Origin of the sequence: Brevibacillus halotolerans (assembly GCF_026891775.1) — a bacterium.
Taxonomy (GTDB): Bacteria; Bacillota; Bacilli; order Brevibacillales; family Brevibacillaceae; genus Brevibacillus_B; species Brevibacillus_B halotolerans.
In genome coordinates, this window is record NZ_JAPTNK010000012.1 from 58,253 (window position 1) to 75,157 (window position 16,905).

Consider the following 16,905-nt stretch of genomic DNA (forward strand, 5'->3'; position numbering starts at 1 on the left):
TTAGAAATCAAATGTAATAGATTCTACTAGGTCTTGATTGCTAGCTGTATTCTCTACTAGCTCGAATTCCCCTAGCTTTCTGTCTGGAGTGCTAACAACCTCAGATAGGATCCGTACGAAATCATTTGCTACCTGTTCAATCATGTTTTTATTGAAAAGTTTTGTGCAATATTCGAATGCTCCCCTGATCTCTCCCTCTTCTGTACTCATTGACAAGGTTAGGTCAAATTTAGCTACAGTATGGTCTTGTACATAAGGAGTAACGGATAACGATCCAATGGTTGCTTCCTGATCCTCCGTATTTTGCATAACAAACACTGTGTCGAAGAGTGGATTTCGGCTTGGATCCCGCTTCACATTCAGCCTTTCCACTAATTCTTCCAATGGATACTCTTGGTTTTCAAACGCTTGTAGCGTGCGCTCTTTCACCTCTTCAAGGTATCCTTGGAACGTCTTATCCTTCTGCGGATAGTTACGAATTGCTAAGGTGTTAACAAACATACCGATAAGTGGTTCTAATTCGGCAGAAAGTCTTCCACCAACAGGAGTACCAACAATGATATCCTCTTGTCCACTGTACTTAGAAAGCAAGATTGTATAGGTAGCCATGAGAAGCATATATAAAGTGCTTCCGCTATTTTCAGCCAATTGGGTGACTTGGTCTGCCAAAGCACGGTCAATGACAAATTCATGCTCAGCGCCCTCAAAGCTGCGTACCGCAGGTCTCGGATAAGCAATCATTAAATCCAAGACAGGCAATGGACCAAAGAACTCACCAAACCAATAGTTTTCTTGCTGTTCATAGAGCTCGCTCTTCGCTCGTTGCTGCTGCCAAACCGCATAATCCTTGTACTGTAGCCGCAATGGGGACAATTCCTTGCCCTCATACAACTCGGCCACTTCTTGTATAAGGATACCCATCGAAATTCCATCAGAAATGATATGGTGCATGTCATAGAGTAGGATATGGCGATCTGGCTCTATTTCTATTAGGCCAGCTCTGATCAACGGTGCTTGTTGAAGATCAAATTTCCGCACAAAGCTGTTAAGATGTGCATTCACTTCCTCTTCTCTTGCTTGTATCTTCTCTAAAGTGAACTCCACATCTTTGTAGATCCGTTGAACTACCTCTCCATCGACCATTTCAAAACCTGTGCGTAATGACTCATGACGATCAATCAATTGGCGGAATGCTGTCTCTAGCTTCATCCAATCAAGTTGACCTTCAATTCTCATCACTCCCGGCATATTGTAGCTAAGCTCTCCACCATCGACGTGACTCAAAATATAGAGACGTTTTTGAGCTGAAGACACTGGATAGTACTCTTTTTCCTCCGCAAGAGGAATGGATATATAAGCTTGCTTCTCTGTAGTGGCAATGTGCTCAGCCATCTGCTCAATCGTTGGCATTTGGAATACATCTCGCAGTGTAATGCTTGTGTCCAATGCTTGATGTATTTTGGCTACAAGGGTCGTAGCACGTAAGGAATGTCCTCCGATCTCAAAGAAGTTTTCTGTAATCCCTACTTGCGATAGCCCTAGGACTTCCTGCCAAATTTGAGCTAGCTTCGCTTCCACCCCGGTTCTAGGGGCAACATATTCTCTACCTGTTTGCATACTTTCTTCTGGTGTTGGCAACGCTTTTCGGTCTAATTTACCGTTTCCAGTCAGAGGCATGCGTTCCATTTGGACAAAATAAGCTGGAATCATATAGTCCGGTAACTGTTGTGACAATGCTTTTCTTAGCTCTGCTACAGTCAGCTCATGATCTGCAACAAAATACGCGCATAAGTATTTGTCACCGCTTGCGTCTTCATGTGCTATCACAATCGCTTCTTGCATGGATTCGATGTTTAGAAGCTGCGTTTCAACTTCTCCCAGCTCAATGCGATAGCCGCGAATTTTGACTTGATGATCAATTCGGCCTAAATACTCAATATTGCCATCTGCCAGCCATCTCGCTAGATCGCCAGTCTTATACATACGTTCACCAGGTACAAACGGATTAGGAACAAATCGCTCATTGGTCAACTCTGGACGATTTAAGTAGCCACGGGCTAATCCTTCACCAGCAATATACAATTCTCCCTTAACTCCTACAGGTTGAAGGCGTAAATGTTCATCGAGAATGTAAGCAGATAAGGTTGGGATTGTTTTACCGATATTGCTTTTCGCTTGAGAAATTTCTACTTCGGTAATTTCCTTGTACGTAACATGGACAGTGGTTTCTGTTATTCCATACATGTTGATTAGCTTGACTTGTGGGTATTTCGCCTTCCAATCCTTCAATAAAGCTGGACTTAACGCTTCTCCACCGAAAATCACATTTCGTAGAGACAACTCTTTTCTATTATCCTTCGCTTCTTCCTGAAGCAATTGATAGAAATAGGTTGGTGTTTGATTTAATATCGTCACTTGTTGATCCTGAAGTAACTGAAGGAATTGCTTCGGATTCTTCGCTGTTAACGGAGGCACGATAACCAATTTTCCACCGTATAAGAGTGCTCCGTACATTTCCCACACAGAGAAATCAAAGCAGAACGAATGGAATAGCGTCCATGTATCAGAATCAGTAAAATCAAACAAATTTTTGCTGTTAAATAACAGACGAACCACGTTCTTATGCTCGATCAAGGTACCTTTTGGCTTACCTGTAGTCCCTGACGTATAGATCACATACGCCAGATTCCTTGGTCCAGAGCGCAGCTCCAGATTAGAGTGATCAGTCTGATAGGATTGTTCGTCATCTAGTAACAAGACCTGTTTATCAAAAGCTACACGTCCTAGTAAATGGGACTGCAACAATAGCAGATTCACATTCGAATCCTCCAGCATATAGGCAATACGATCTTCTGGATACTCTGGATCAATCGGTACATAGGCTCCTCCTGCTTTGAGGATCGCAAGCATTCCTACAACCATATCCAAGGATCGTTCAGCCATGATGCCTACTAACTCATCAGCCTGAACACCTTGAGCTACTAATGATCTTGCAAGTCGATTTGCCTTCTCGTTTAGATCACGATAAGAAAGCTGTTCCCCCTCAAAGAAGACTGCGACATGATCTGGTACAAGTGCTGCCTGCTCTTCAAACAACTGATGAATTGCCTTCTCGCGTGGATAATCCGCCTCTGAATCGTTAAATGTCTCAAGAATGGCAGTCTTTTCATGTGACGTAATCATCTCAATAGAGGAAAGGAGTGCATCTGGATTTGCAAGAACAGAATCAATCACCTGCATGAAATGTTCAATCAGTCGTTCTATGGTTTCGCGCTTGTACAGGGAGCTTGCAAAATCAAAGCTGCAAACGATGCTATCCTCAAGCTCTTCCGCATTTAAGGTCAAATCAAACTTAGCTACTATTGGTTGTTCTCCATAAGGTTTTAGTTGCAAGCCTTCAATGGACAGATCTCCTTGTTCCGTGTTTTGCAGCACAAACATTGTGTCAAACAGCGGGTTACGGCTTAGATCTCGTTTCACATCCAGCTTTTCTACTAATTCTTCAAATGGATAGTCCTGATTTTCAAAAGCTTGTAACGAATTGTCTTTGACCTCTTGTAAGTAAGTCAAGAAGGATTTATCCGCTTCTGGGTAATTCCGAATGGCTAAGGTGTTAACAAACATACCGATAATGGACTCCAGATCAGCGTGTGGTCTTGCTGCAATCGGCGTACCTACAATAATGTCTTCCTGACCGCTCTGTTTAGCAAGCAATGTGGTATAGACTGCAAGTAACACCATATACAAGGTGGACTCATGATCGGCTGCGAGTTTTTTCAAGCCTTCGCTTCTCTGTTTATTGATTATGAATTCGACGGCTTCTCCCTCAAATTTTCTGTTTGCAGGTCGCTGATAATCAATTGGCATGTCCAGAACAGGTATTTCACCAGCAAAGACTTTCATCCAGTATGCTTCCTGCTTGCTCATCCACTCGCTTTGCATGCCTGCTTGCTGCCAAGCGGCATAATCCTTGTATTGGATTCGTAGTGGAGAAAGCTCTTCTCCCCGATATATCTGGACAAATTCTTGCATGAGAACGCCCATAGATACACCGTCAGAGATAATATGATGCATATCAAATAGCAGAATGTACTGATTCACATTGACTGAAAGTAAGCCTACCCGCAATAGCGGAGCCTGTTTGAGATCAAACGCACGTACGAATCCTTCTATAATTGGTTCTGCTTCCTCTAAGTTGGTTTCCCAATACTCCAGCTTAAACGACACCTCATCGTGTACTCGTTGCATTGGTTCCCCATTTACAAGCTCAAAGCCTGTGCGTAATGTTTCGTGACGTTGCGCTAATTGTTGGAAAGCTGCTTCTACACGATCCTTATCTAGCGAACCCTCTAGCATCATAATGCCTGGCATGTTGTAGCTTAGCTCTCCACCTTCAAGATGACTTAGAATGTATAGTCTCTTTTGAGCAGAGGAAACCAAGTAGTACTCACTGTTCTCTATGACAGGAATAGAAGCGTACGTGTTATGCTCCATACTGGCTATCAGCTGAGCCAACTGTTCAATCGTCGGATATTTGAAAATGTCCCTTAGTGGTATCGCAACATTCATCACTTTATGAATCTTGGCAACTAAAGTAGTGGCACGTAGCGAATGCCCTCCCACATCAAAGAAATTCTCTGTCACTCCAACAGTTGAAAGGCCAAGCACCTCTTGCCAAATCAATGCCAAAGCTGTTTCCACTGGTGTCTTGGGAGCAACATACTCGTTTCCAGTTTGAATGCTTTCTTCTGGCACTGGCAAAGCTTTTCGATCAATTTTTCCATTTGGAGTAAGAGGCATTTTCTCCAATTGTACAAAGTAAGATGGAACCATGAATTCAGGCAGAACCTGATTTAATGCTTTTCGCAGTTCACGTGCCTTCAACTGATCTTCAGAAACAAAGTAGGCACATAACTGATTTTGTCCAGCATCTCCTTCTTTTACAATGACGATCGCTTCCTGAATAGGAGCCACCTTCATTAGCTGTACTTCCACTTCGCTAAGCTCAATACGATAGCCGCGAATTTTCACTTGATGATCAATTCGGCCTAAATACTCAATGCTGCCGTTTGGTAACCATCTGGCCAAGTCACCCGTTTTATACATCCGTTCGCCGGCTGCAAACGGATTCTCCACGAATTTCTCCGCTGTTAGCTCTGGTAGGTGCAGGTATCCCCTAGCTAAACCACTTCCTGCCATGCATAGCTCCCCAGCTACTCCAATTGGCTGAAGCTGATTGTGAACGCCAATGATATAGACCTGTTTATTTGCTATCGGGCTTCCGATAGAAATTTCCTGTTCTGGATTCGTAATCCTTAGAGATGTAGAGACTACACTGCTCTCTGTTGGACCGTATTCGTTGCAGATTTCAATGCTTGGCTTCATTTCCATCACTTTGTTAACTAGCGACGAAACGATCTTTTCTCCCCCAACTACAATATTCCTTACAGACTTCAGATCCTCTGGATTCATCGTATCCACAATACTCCATAAGAAACTAGGTGAGCTTTGCAGATGTGTAATGCTCTCTTGCGTAATAGCATTTTTAATAGCAACAGGGTCTTTGCTTTCTCCATCCGGCAACAAATACACCGTTGAACCAGATACCAATGGACCAAACAAGTGTGTCAGGAATGGATCGAAGACAAATGGAGTAACCATCAGCACGCGGTCGTTTTTCGTAAACCCGAATGCATTAGATTTCCAATGGATCGTATTTGCAATACTTGCGTGTTCGACCATAACCCCTTTTGGTTTGCCCGTTGTGCCTGAGGTATAGATCACATAGGCTAAATCACTTTGTCCATGGATTGGCTCCAAATTGGAACGCTCAGCCTGATAATTCGCAGAATCATCAAGAAGAACAAGCCTTTCTGTAGCAAAGAAGGAAAGCTGATCTAGCAAAGGTTGTTGCGTAACAACCAACTTCGCATCTGCATCCTCTAGCATGTAACGAATGCGATCCTCTGGGTATTCAGGGTCAATTGGTACGTATGCAGCGCCAGCCTTCAGGATTGCCAGTATGCCGACGATCATTTCTGTGGAACGTTCAGCCATAATGGCCACCAATTGATCAGCTTGCACACCTTTCAATCGTAATGTTCTTGCTAGTTGGTTTGCTTGATCATTTAATTCACGATAGGTCATTTGCTTATTTTGGCATACAATGGCTAGCTGATCTGCCGAGAGTTCTGCTTGCTGTTCAAACAATTGATGAATCATGTACTCCTGTGGATAAGGAACTGCTGTATGGTTGAATTCCTTGATAATCTGCTCTTTTTCCTGCTCTGTTACTATTTCCACCATATTCACAGCGATGGCAGGGTTATTGATCACTTGCTGCATAACATGAACGAAATGCCCCAGGATTCTCTCAACACCCGCTTGATCGTACATAGCCGCATTGTAATCGACATGAATTCTAATTTCTTCACCAGGAATTACGATGAGATTAAAGTCATAGTTGGTTTGTTCGACCATCTTGACGTTTGTAACCTCAAATGCCGTTTCGTCATCTTTTCCTACCTGCTCCATCTGCTCTTCAACAGGATAGTTTTCAAACACCATAATATGGTTGATCAAATCCTGTTTTTGTTCTGTCAGAGCCTGAATTTCGTAAAGTGGATGCGTGTCATATGCATGAGATGCCAAAGCTTTTTCTTGATTCTGCTTTAATAAATCAGCGAAAGAAATACCTTCCTCGCAATGGATACGAACAGGAATTGTATTGATAAACAAGCCGATCATATTCTCAACGTCTCGAATATCCGCTGGTCTACCAGAAACTACACTTCCAAAGACGACATCATCCGTTCCATTGTATTTTTGAAGCATGATGCCCCATACCGTCTGCATTAATGTATTGATTGTCACCTGATTCTGTCTTGCTAGATTGTTCAACTGTGCCGTCAGATCTTTATCTACATCGCAGAAGCTTGTTCTAAAGATTTGCTCCGCTTCTTTATCTGGCGATTTTGCTTTTGGAACGATTGTTTGTTGCTCATAGCCAGCCAAATAATTGCTCCAATAGCTAGAAGATTCCCTACTGTCTTGGTGCTCCAGCCATTCAATATAGGCACTATAAGGTGAGACTTCAGCCAATTGTGGGGCTCTTTGCTGCAATATGGCAAAGTAGCATTCAAACACCTCTGATGCAACTAAAGATAAGCACCAGCCATCCATTAAAATGTGATGGGAGCTCCAAATCATTTTGTATTCTTCTTCCTCTGTCCGAAGAATAGAAACGCGCATCAATAAATCCTGGCTTAAGTCAAAGCCTGTTTCCCTGTCCTTCTTGATAAAGGAGGTAACGTAAACATCCCGCTCTTCTACATCCATCACCATCAGGTCTTCATAATATAGAGAGCTATCTTTCTCTCGATATACGACCTGCAGCGGCTGCTCCTTCCATCCGTTGTAGAAATTCGTTCTAAATATCTCATGTCTTTGGAACAGCATACGTAAGCTTGTTTCAAAGATGTCTACATGGAAGTTTCCACGGATGTCAAAAGTCGTTTGTTCAAAATAAGCTCCAGACTGCGGGTCCATCAAGCTATGGAACCACATTCCCTTTTGCATAGGTGTCATCGCATAAATGTTTTCCACTTCACCTACATGACTGGTCTGTTCAACAATCTGTTCCAATTCATCAACAGTCAGTCCACGTAACAAGACATCGCTTGGCGTTAATTCTGGCCGCTCCTTGGCTACGCAGTGATGTAGAACTTCTCGGAGGCTGGCTTGTAGTAATGCTGCTAGCTGCTCCATCGTTTCTCTCTGGTACTCTTTTTCACTGTACGTAATTTCAAAGGATAGAGCGCCTTCTGAGATCAAACCATTCATGTCTAATGTAAATGGCATTGCTGCATTCGGGCTTGTCTCTGCACCACTTGCGTACGGAGAGAGCTTAATGTCATTGTTTTGCAAATCCTGGTCAAATTGTCCCAGATAGTTAAAGCTAATCTCAGGATCCGTAAAAGTACGATCCTCGTTTCGCTTAGACAAATATCTGTGAATGCCGTAACCAATTCCTTTTTGTGGGATATGGCGAAGCCCTTCTTTAACACTCTTGATTTGCTGGGAAACATGTTTTCCTTCATGTAGTGTCAGTACTACTGGATATTGACTTGTAAACCAGCCGACAGTTCGGGTAATATCCATGTCTTCAATAATAGATTCGCGACCATGACCCTCTAGGCTCACATGGATTTGTTCTATTCCAGTCCAAGAATGTATAGCCATGCCAAGTGCTGTGAGCAGCAAATCATTCACTTCTGTATTGTAGGCACGATTCGCTTGTTTCAGCAGTTGCTCTGTTTCCTCTGCTGTCCAATGCACCATAATATACTGGCTGTCTTTCATAAGCGAAGTAGCTTGGTCATTATCTTTTGGCAACGGAGTCATCGGAATTTGTTCAAGGTGTTGCCAATACTCTCGCTCTTGCTCCATCGCATCTGACTTCGCATAAAGAGCCAAGTGTTCTGCCCACATCTGGAAGGAATCTGTTTTGTACGGAAGACTAATGTCCTCTTTGTTCTGCGCTTGTTCAAACCCATTCGCAATATCTTCGAATAGAATGCGCCATGAAACCCCATCTACTACTAGGTGATGAAGTATGATCAACAAATGATCACCTTGCTTGCAACGGAACAAGCCCAGCTTCATAAGCGGTCCTTCGCTTATGTTCATGCTGCTTTGCAGCTCACTTGCTTTTGCTTCGACCGCTGTCGCTTCGTCAGATACATCTCGGAAATCAACAACCTCTAGGCTGTAGAGTTCGCCTTCCTCAATGCCACGGTTCCGTGCTTTATACCCGTTATCCGTTGGGATATATACGGTTCGCACAGCATCATGGTGTTCAGCAATCTTTTGCATCACCTTGCAAAGCGCTTCTTCCTCAAAGCCTTGCTCTTTAAACAACATAACGGACTGGTTATAGTGATGTTGTTGTGTGTATGCTTGCTCAAAGAACCAATGCTGAATCGGAGTTAATTCCACCTCGCCTATCACTTCACCTTGGTCCGCCAATCTGGTGATCGATTGAATCCGTTTGCTCAATTCGGCAATGGTTGGATATTGGAACAAGTCCTTCATTTCCAGCTTATAGCCTGCTTGGAACAAGCGTGATGATACCTGGATGGACTTGATAGAGTCCCCACCAAGATCAAAGAATTTATCCATGATCCCTATTGCATCCGTTCCAAGTACTTCTTGCCAGATAGACACAAGCGTCTTCTCAACCGGTGTACGTGGAGCTACGTAATCTGCACCTGTTTGTACACTTCCTTCTGGGGCCGGCAAAGCCTTGCGGTCAATTTTACCGTTTGGCGTTAGTGGCATCTCATCCAATTGAATAAAGTAGGTTGGAATCATGTACCCTGGCAATTCTTGAGATAGTGTGTTGCGAAGTTCGCTTAGGGTCAGGGTTTTCGTCGCTACAAAATAAGCGCACAACTGCTTAACCCCAGCCTCATTTTCTTGAGCAACTACGATAGCCTCCTGCATGAATGGCGTCTTCAAGAGCTTGGACTCAACTTCCCCTAGTTCAATCCGATTACCGCGAATTTTTACTTGGTGGTCGATTCGGCCAACGTACTCCATGTTTCCATCGGACAACCATCTTGCCAAATCTCCAGTTCTGTACATTTTCTCTCCCGGAACAAACGGATTATCCACAAACTTTTCTGCCGTTAGCTCTGGTCGATTCAAATAGCCTCGCCCTACTCCTTTTCCGCCAATATACAGTTCACCTAGAACACCTATCGGCAACATAGCATGGTTCTCATTTAACACGTACAGATTGACGTTAGGCAATGGCTTCCCAATAGGTAAGCTCACTGAAGGTACAATCGTTACTTGTTCGAAATAACTAGAATCGATGCACGCTTCTGTAACACCGTAACTATTTAAAATACGTATTTGTGAACCAAATCTACTCACCAATTGAGCAAAGGCATCTGAAGGGCATTGATCTGATCCTACAATTAATGTTTTCAAAGAACGAATGTCCAAGCTGTTTTCATACACGTACTCCATAAGTGGAATAACGATGGCTGGTGTAGATTCAAAAATGGTGATTTTGTACTCTTTCATCAATCCGTAGATACGAACAGGATCTAATCTGGACTGACTCGGGCAAATCACTAATTTTCCGCCATGTAACAATGCTCGAACATAATCACCTGTAAATACGTCAAATGAGAAGCTTGCCCATTGCAGCAATCGAACGGCATTCTCTTCTAATCGGTACGCTTTGTTCCAAGCAGCAGCGATTGAAGTAACCTGCTTGTGCTCAATCATGACACCTTTAGGCTTGCCTGTTGTTCCTGACGTATAGATGACATAAGCAAGATGCTCTGGGCTCGATGCTGCTGCTAGATTCGTTCCATCTTGATCGTAGCTGTCGGAATCATCTAACAGTACGAGTTTTCCAGTAAAGGATACGCTCTCTACTAAATGACTCTGCAAGACCAATAGTTTCGCTTGAGCATCCTCTAGCATATAGCTGATACGTTCTTCTGGATATTCAGGATCAATTGGTACATACGCACCGCCAGCTTTGAGAATTCCCAAGATCCCAACCATCATTTCAACCGATCGATCAACCATTATTCCTACTAACTGATCGGCTTCAACACCTTCAGCTCGCAATGTTCGGGCTAGTTGATTCGCTCGCTCGTTGAGTTCGCGGTAGGTTAATTGATCGCCCTCATGCACAACCGCTACTTGATCTGGAGTACGCTCCACTTGCTCTTCAAATAAGCGATGTATCGTTTTTTCGATTGCATAATCTATAGCCGTAGCATTAAACACATCTAAAATTGCTTCTTTTTCTGCCAAAGTAATCATGTCGAAAGACCCTAGTGTATTTTGAGGATTTTGGACAATGGCAGAAATGATTTGTTTGAAATGCCCTACTATGCGCTCAACAGTCTCTCTCTTGAATAGAGCTGTAGCATATTCTAACGTGCATACAATTCCTTCTTCTCTCTCCATAGCTTCTAGCGTTAGATCAAATTTAGCCACGGTATTTTCACTTGGATACGGCTTAACATGTAAACCTTCCATCTGTAGCTCGCCTTGCTCCAATGTGATAAATTCAAACATCGTGTCAAACAGAGGATTTCGACTTAAATCTCGATTTACTTTCAGCTTTTCTACCAATTCTTCAAATGGATAATCCTGATTTTCATAAGCTTTGAGAGCATTTACCTTCACTTCTTGCAAATATTCATCGAAGGATTTGTCTTTAGACGGATAGTTGCGAAGTGCTAAGGTATTCAGGAAAACACCAATCATGTCTTCAAGGTCAGCATGTGGTCTTCCAGCAATCGGAGTTCCCACAATGATATCCTCTTGTCCTGTATATTTATGCAGGAGCGTAGTATAGGCTGCTAGCATGACCATGTGTAAGGTAGAACCTGTTTGAGCCGCGAGTTTCTTTAAGCCCTCTCTATCATGATCCTCTATCACAAATTCAATCGTTTCACCAGCAAAGCTTTGTAGAGCCGGTCGAACATAGTCGGTAGGCAAGTCTAGTACAGGAACCTCTTTGCGGAAGGCATCCAGCCAATATGCTTCCTGCTGTTGCATTTGCTCACTATGAACATTTGTATGTTGCCATGCCGCATAATCCTTGTATTGGATGCGAAGCGGTGATAGCTCTTCTCCTGCATATAGTCGAGCGAATTCTTGAATAAGATTGCCCATTGAAACCCCATCAGAAATGATATGGTGCATATCAAATAGCATGAGGTAACGATCAGGGTTGGTTTCAATCACACCAACACGTAGCAATGGTGCCATTTTCAAGTCAAATTCTCGGATAAATTCACGGACATGCTCTTTTGCTTCTTCAAGACTTGCCCGTACATGCGAAATAGAGAAGTCAACCTCCTGATGAACTCGTTGTACTGGTACTCCATTTACCATTTCAAAGCTGGTTCGTAGGGTTTCGTGACGCTCGATCAGCTTCTGGAAGGCTTCCTCCACCCGCTGTTTATCCAACGAGCCTTCAATCATCACGATATCTGGCATATTGTAGCTAATTTCGCCACCTGTGAACTGACTTAAAATGTATAAACGTTTTTGTGCAGAAGATACAGGGTAATACTCTCGCTCCTCAGTAACTGGAATTGAGGTATACGTACTTTGCTCCTTACCAGCTATTACGTTGGCCATTTGCTCGATAGTCGGGTATTGGAATACATCCCGAAGAGGAAGATTTTTGTTCATTTCTTTATAGATCCTCGCTACCAAGTTGGTGGCTCGTAAGGAATGCCCACCGATTTCAAAGAAGTTATCTCTTATTCCGATGGTTTCTAGTCCTAGTACCTCTTGCCAAATTTGTACCAGCTTAACTTCCATCCAAGTACGAGGTGCCACGTACTCTGCTCCAGTGTGAATGCCTCCTTCTGGGGCAGGCAGTGCGTTACGATCAATTTTTCCATTTGGTGTAAGTGGCATTTGTTCCAATTGAATAAAGTAGGACGGAACCATATAGCTTGGCAATTCCTGAGACAATTGGGCTTTTAGATCATAGACAGTTAGTGGCTGATCTGCTACAAAATAAGCGCATAGCTGCTGCTGACCCTCTTGATCTCCACGTGCAATGACCACTGCCTCCGCTACAGAGCTTACATGTAATAGCTGTGTCTCTATTTCACCTAGCTCGATTCGATGGCCTCTAATTTTTACCTGATGGTCAATCCGACCAAGATACTCGATCGTTCCATCTGGTAGCCATTTGGCCAAATCTCCTGTTTGATAAATTCTTTCTCCTGGTACAAACGGATTCTCAACAAACTTCTCTGCCGTAAGCTCAGGACGATTCCAATAGCCTCTTGCCAATCCTTCACCTGCGATGCACAGCTCCCCTGCAACCCCGATCGGTTGTGGCTGACCCTCAGCATTTAACAGATAGAAGCGTGTATTGAGAAGCGGCTTACCGATTGTTATTTGCTCCTCATCTGTCACATCTCCGACTGACGACCATACAGTGGTTTCCGTTGGTCCATACATATTGTATAGACTTGCAGATGTATTCTTGCGTAACGCCTCCAGCAAGGAAGTAGACAGTGCTTCTCCGCCTAGCATAATTACTTGTAGCTGTTGCAAGCACTCTAGCTCGTTAGACGATAGCAACATCTGCATCCGAGATGGCGTCATTTGAATCATGTCTATTTGTTGTTCGACAATCACATCACTCAATGCTTTTGGATCTGTTTGCTGATCTGTATTAGCTAGAACGACTTTTACTCCTTTACTTAATGCTAGGAATGTCTCTAACACGAAGATATCAAACGAGATCGTGGTAACAGATAAGAGCGACTTGCCTTGAACAAATTCAATTCGATCTGTGATACCTTGTATCAGGTTTACGACCGACTGATGCTGAAGCATAACCCCTTTTGGTTTACCTGTTGATCCAGACGTATAGATGACATAAGCCAAATCATCGGAACTACCCAACGCATCTAGATTTGAGCCATCATGATGATAAGAGGCTTCTTCATCTAATGAGATACGTCTGTTTACAAAAGTAAGGCGATCGTGCAATTGATTTTGCATGACGACCAGTTTGGCTCCAGCGTCCTCTAGCATGTAACGGATACGTTCTTCTGGATATTCTGGATCAATCGGTACGTAAGCCCCGCCGGCCTTCAAGATACCTAATAATCCGATCATCATTTCTAAAGAACGATCCACCATAATACCGACTAGCTGATCTGACTGAACACCTTCAGCACGTAGTGTGCGTGCCAATTGGTTAGCTCGTTCATTTAGTTCACGGAATGTCAACTGCTGTCCTTCGTAAACCACGGCCACTTGATCTGGTGTGCGCATCACCTGATCCTCAAATAACTGGTGAATCGTTTGTTCACGAGGATATTCTGCTGTTGTATCATTAAACGTTTCAAGAATGAACGCTTTCTCTCTAGCTGTTATCATCTCAAGAGTAGCCAGCTTTTCATGTGGATCATTAATAATACCATCGATCACCTGTAGGAAATGTTCTGCCATCCGTTCTATGGTCTCACGCTTGTATAGTGAGGTAGCATATTCCATTCCACATCTGATGCCCTCTGCTTCTTCCACTGCATTCAATGTTAAATCAAACTTGGCAACACCATGCTCATCTGCATAAGGAGTAAATGTCAAGTCTTCAATAGCAAACTCCTCATTCTCCGTATTTTGCATGATAAACATTGTGTCAAATAATGGATTTCGACTGAAGTCACGAGCCAGGTGCAATTGTTCTACCAGTTCCTCGAACGGATACTCCTGATTCTCAAATGCTTCTAACGCATGTTCCTTGACTTCTTGCACGAACGAATAGAAGGATTTTTCTTTTGCAGGCTGAGTCCGGATCGCTAATGTATTAATAAACATACCAATTAAGTTTTCTAAATCAGCATGAGGTCTACCAGCAATTGGCGTTCCGATGATGATATCTTCTTGTCCGCTATATTTGTGAAGCATCGTGGAATAGCTAGCCAGCAAAACCATAAATAAAGTAGAACCAGTCTGAGCTGCGATCTCTTTTAATCCCTTACTACGTTCTTTGTCAATGAAGAAATCAAAAGTATCTCCCTGATAAGTTTGTATCGCAGGTCTGACAAAGTCCGTTGGCATATCCAAGACTGGAATTTCTCCGTGGAAAACATCTAGCCAATATTCTTCCTGCTTGTTCATTTGTTGGCTTTGTACTTCCTCTTGTTGCCACACTGCATAATCCTTGTATTGAATTCGAAGCGCTGGCAGCTCCTCACCTTTGTATAATTGAACGAACTCATGTATCAGAATGCTTGAAGATGCGCCATCAGAAACAATGTGGTGTATATCAAACAGGAGAAGGTGTCGATTTATGCCAAGCTCGATAAGTCCGACTCTGAGAAGCGGCGCTTTTTCCAAATCAAATGCGCGAACAAAAGCTCTAATTAGATGCTTCGCTTCTTCTTCAGTTGCCTGGGCATACTCTACTTCAAACTCTACTTCCTGATACACCCGCTGAATTGGCTCTCCGTTTATCATTTCAAAGCCAGTTCGCAGTGCTTCATGTCGTTCAATCAATTTTCTAAAGGCTTCTTCTAAGGATGTTCGCTTAAGTGGACCCTCTATTAGAAGAACGCTCGGCATATTGTAGCTGAGCTCTCCACCTTCCATCTGACCTAAGACATACAATCGTTTTTGAGCGGATGAGACAGGATAGTAATCTCTTTGCTCAACAATAGGTACAGAAGCATACGTAGCTTGAGAGTTTGTATCTGTAATTTTTGCTGCCATTTGCTCAATCGTTGGTGAGCTAAATACGTCCCGTAACGCTACGTTTAGCCCCAACTCTTTGTGTATTTTAGCCACTAAAGTTGTCGCACGTAACGAGTGGCCTCCAATATCAAAGAAGTTGTCCTTCACTCCAATGTCTGATAAGCCTAGTACCTCTGCCCAAATCTGCGCTAAGGAAAGTTCCAATGAAGTGCGTGGTGCTACATGCTCTACTCCCGTTTGCAGACTACCCTCTGGGGCAGGTAATGCTTTTCGATCAATTTTTCCGTTTGGTGTTAGTGGTAGCTCCTCAAGCTGCACAAAGTATGAAGGGAGCATATATGCAGGTAGCTCTTGCATAAGCGTTGCTCTCAAATCGCTCACGATAAGCTGATCGTCAGCTACAAAGTAGGCGCATAGATGCTTTTGTCCAACTGAATCCTCCTGAGCTATCACCACAACTTCTTCAATCGCATGTATCTTCAATAGCTGTGCTTCTATTTCACCTAGCTCAATTCGGTTTCCACGAATCTTAACTTGATGGTCGATTCGGCCTACATATTCGATATTGCCATCTGGTAGCCATCTGACTAGATCACCTGTTCTGTACAATCTTTCGTTGTCGACAAATGGACTGTCTACAAATTTTTCTGCTGTCAGTTCAGGGCGATTCAGGTAACCACGCCCCACACCTATTCCAGAAATATACAACTCACCTGGAATTCCTACAGGCTGTATTGCACGATTCTCATCTAAAACGTACATTTTTACGTTAGGCAACGGCTTTCCTATCGGTAGATTCAACGACAAGAGATTTGTCGTCTGCTCATAGAAGCTTGAATCAATGCACGCTTCTGTCACACCATAGCTGTTAAGAATGCGCATCTGTTCACCAAATCTACTGAGCAACTGAGCAAAAGCTTCTACAGGGCATTGGTCTGAACCTACAATCAGCGTTTTTAATGTATGGATATCTAGCTGGTTCTCGTAGACGTAATCCATAAGAGGAATCACGATAGCTGGTGTTGATTCAAAAATGTTAACCTGATGCTTACTAATTAGCTCATAGATACTAGTAGGGTCCAATCTGACATGACTTGGGCAAATAACTAATTCCCCGCCATGTAAGAGAGCACGTACATAATCACCTGTGAATACGTCGAAGGCAAAACTAGCCCATTGCAAGACTTTTGGATGTTGTTCATGTAACCCATAGGCTACTTTCCAAGCATTTGACATAGCAGTTAATTGCTTGTGCTCAATCATGACACCTTTTGGCTTACCAGTTGTTCCTGACGTATAGATGACATAAGCCAGGTGATTTGGTGCTTGTATCGGTTCCAGATTTGAGCCATTTTCATTATAAGACTCTGGCTTATCCAGAAGCACCATGCTTCCCATAAAGGCAACACGATCTTGTAAGTGGCTTTGTGTAACAATCAGGCTTGCTCTCGCATCCTCTAGCATGTAGCTGATACGTTCTTCAGGATACTCAGGATCAATCGGAACATAAGCAGCACCCGCTTTTAGAATTCCTAAAATCCCAATCATCATCTCAACAGAACGCTCCACCATGATCCCTATCAGTTGATCAGCTTGTACGCCCTTACTTCTCAAGGTTCTGGCTAACTGATTTGCTCG

At 43.2% G+C, this 16,905-nt stretch carries 1 protein-coding gene (running past one end of the window); it reads right to left on the reverse strand.

All coding sequences use genetic code 11. The features are described from left to right. Positions 1 to 16,905: the final stretch of a non-ribosomal peptide synthase/polyketide synthase gene (locus O0550_RS15715; protein ID WP_258426782.1), read on the reverse strand. The gene runs 19,668 nt beyond the window's last position; the window shows 16,905 of its 36,573 coding nt (coding positions 19,669–36,573); its start codon lies beyond the right edge, outside the window; it ends in the stop codon at positions 1 to 3.